Raw genomic sequence first — 2,523 nt, 5'->3', positions numbered from 1 at the left:
CCGCGCAACCGGCCTGGGCCCGGCGCACCGGCAGCGAACGCGGCCGGATCCTGCACGCCGTCGCCGACCTCATCGAGGCCGCCGTCGAGGAACTGGCCGAGATCGAGACCCGCAACACCGGCAAGATCCTCAGTGACACGCGGCGGGAGGTACGCCGGGCGGCCGGCAGCTTCCGCTACTACGCCGGCTGGGCCGAGCAGGTACGCGGGGAGACCATCCCGGTCGGCGTCGAGTACCACACGTACACGGTGCCGGAGCCGCACGGCGTGGTCGCCGGGGTCATCCCGTGGAACGTGCCGTTCTTCTTCGCCGCCAAGAAGATCGCCCCGGCGCTGGCGTTCGGCAACGCCTGCCTGCTCAAGCCGGCCGAGGAGACCCCGCTGACCGCCCTGCGGCTGGCCGGGCTGCTGACCGAGGCCGGCGTACCCGAGGATCTGGTGTCGGTGTTGCCGGGCGGCCGGGAGACCGGCGCGGCGCTAGTGTCGCATCCGGACGTGGACCTGATCGTGTTCACCGGGCACCACGACACCGGTAAGGCGATCGCCCGCGCGGCGGCGGAGCACCTGACCCCGGTCGCCCTGGAGCTGGGCGGCAAGTCGCCGCAGGTGGTCTTCGGCGACGCCGACCTGGACCGGGCGGTCGACGCGGTGGTGCTGGGCGTCTTCGCCTCCTGCGGCCAGATGTGCATCGCCGGTTCCCGGCTGGTGGTGCACGAGTCGGTCTACGACGAGGTCCTCGACCGGATCGCGGAGCGGGTACGCGGACTGCGCGTCGGTGACCCGTTCGACGGCGACACCGACCTGGGTCCGCAGATCACCTCGGCGCAGCGGGACAAGACGGTGCAGTTCATCGCCGAGACCCGTGCCGCCGGACGGCTGGTGGCGCAGGCCGCCCTGCCCGACGACGAGCGGCTACGCGACGGCTTCTACGTGCCGCCGACGGTGTTCGACCGGTTGGACGCGCAGGCGCGGCTGCTGCGCGAGGAGGTCTTCGGCCCGGTCCTGGCGGTGTCGTCGTTCCGTGACGACGCCGAGGCGCTGCGGTTGGCCGACGACACCGACTTCGGTCTGGCCGCCGGGGTGTGGACCGCCGACATCGCCCGGGCGCACCGGTTCGCCGGGCAGGTCCGCGCCGGCACGGTCTGGATCAACACGTACCGGGTGCTGTCGGACCTGGTGCCCTTCGGCGGGGTGGGCCTGTCCGGGTACGGGCGGGAGAACGGCACCGAGGCGGCCCGGCTGTACCTGCGGCCGAAGTCGGTGTGGACCTCGCTGACGGCCGGCACACCGCAGGGGTACGGCCTGGGTGGCGCGGGTGCCGCAGGCTGACCGCCCGCCCGACGCGGCGACCGAGGAGGTGGGTCGCGGCGGGCTCGCGTTGCTGCGGGACCGCCGCTTCGGCCCGTACTTCTTCGGGTCGCTGGCGTCCAACACCGGCACCTGGTTCCAGAACGTCGCGGCGATCCTGACCATCTTCGCGTTGACCCGCTCCGCCTTCATGGTGGGGCTGGTCACCGCGTTGCAGTTCGCGATGCAGTTGGTCCTGGCGCCGGTGATCGGGGCGGTGGCCGACCGGGTCGACCGGCGGCTGCTGATCATCGTCGGGCAGACGCTGGGCGGGACCGCCGCCGGGGTGCTCGCGGTGCTGGCGTTCCTGGACCTCCTCAACGCCCCGCTGCTGTTGACGTTCGTGGCGCTGTCCGGGGTGGGGCAGGCGATCACCGGGCCGGCGGCCCAGGCGCTGGTGCCCAACATCGTCGGACGTGCCGACGTCCCGCAGGCCATCGCGTTGCACTCGCTCACCTTCAACCTGTCCCGGGCGATCGGCCCGGTGGCCGGGGCGGCCACGTACGCGCTGGCCGGTGCCGGTGCCGCGTTCGCCGTCAACGCCGCCAGTTTCCTGGTGTTCGCGCTGGCGCTGGCCGGCGTACGGCTGCCCCGGGCGCAGCCCGGGACCGGCAAGCGCCGGCTGGGCGTGTTCGACGGGGTGGCCTACGTCCGTTCCCGGCCGGAACTGGTGCGCTGCCTGGTGGCGGTGGCCCTGATCGGGTTGGCGATGGAGCCGATCAACACGCTGTCACCGCTGTTCGCCGAGGGCTTCGGCGGCGGTGAGCTGATGGTGGGCATCTTCATCACCTGTTTCGGGCTCGGTTCGGCGTTGATCGCCGGCTGGGTGGGCCGGTTGCGGCGGGTGATGGGCAGTGGCCGTACCGGTGCGGTCGGGGTGGCCGCCCTGGGCGTCGGGATGGCGGTGCTGGCGGTCAGTCCGGGGCCGGTGATGGCCACGGTGGGCATCGCCGTGGGCGGCGCCGGTTACCTGCTGGCGGTCAGCGACGTCAACGCCACCATGCAGCACGGCCTGGCCGACGAGGTGCGGGGCCGGGTGATGGCGCTGTGGTCGATGTGTTTCCTGGGCATCCGTCCGGCGGCGGCGATCCTGCACGGCTGGCTGGGCGACGCGTTCTCCGCGCGTACCGGCGCGGTCGTGGCGGTGGTGGCCGCCGTGGCCGCCGCGGTGGTGCTG

2 protein-coding genes are annotated in these 2,523 nt (G+C 73.2%); both read left to right on the top strand.

Annotated elements, in window-relative coordinates; translation table 11 throughout:
- A partial coding sequence (locus EYA84_RS30450) for an aldehyde dehydrogenase family protein (protein ID WP_131057671.1) occupies positions 1-1,328 on the top strand: 1,328 nt, incomplete at its 5' end.
- A partial coding sequence (locus EYA84_RS30445; RefSeq protein WP_161595074.1) for an MFS transporter occupies positions 1,315-2,523 on the top strand: 1,209 nt, incomplete at its 3' end. The genes EYA84_RS30450 and EYA84_RS30445, both read left to right, overlap by 14 nt.

This window comes from Verrucosispora sp. SN26_14.1 (genome assembly GCF_004307965.1).
GTDB lineage: Bacteria > Actinomycetota > Actinomycetes > Mycobacteriales > Micromonosporaceae > Micromonospora.
The sequence above is the reverse complement of the archived record's forward strand: the minus strand, read 5'-3'. Positions and strand labels throughout refer to the sequence as shown.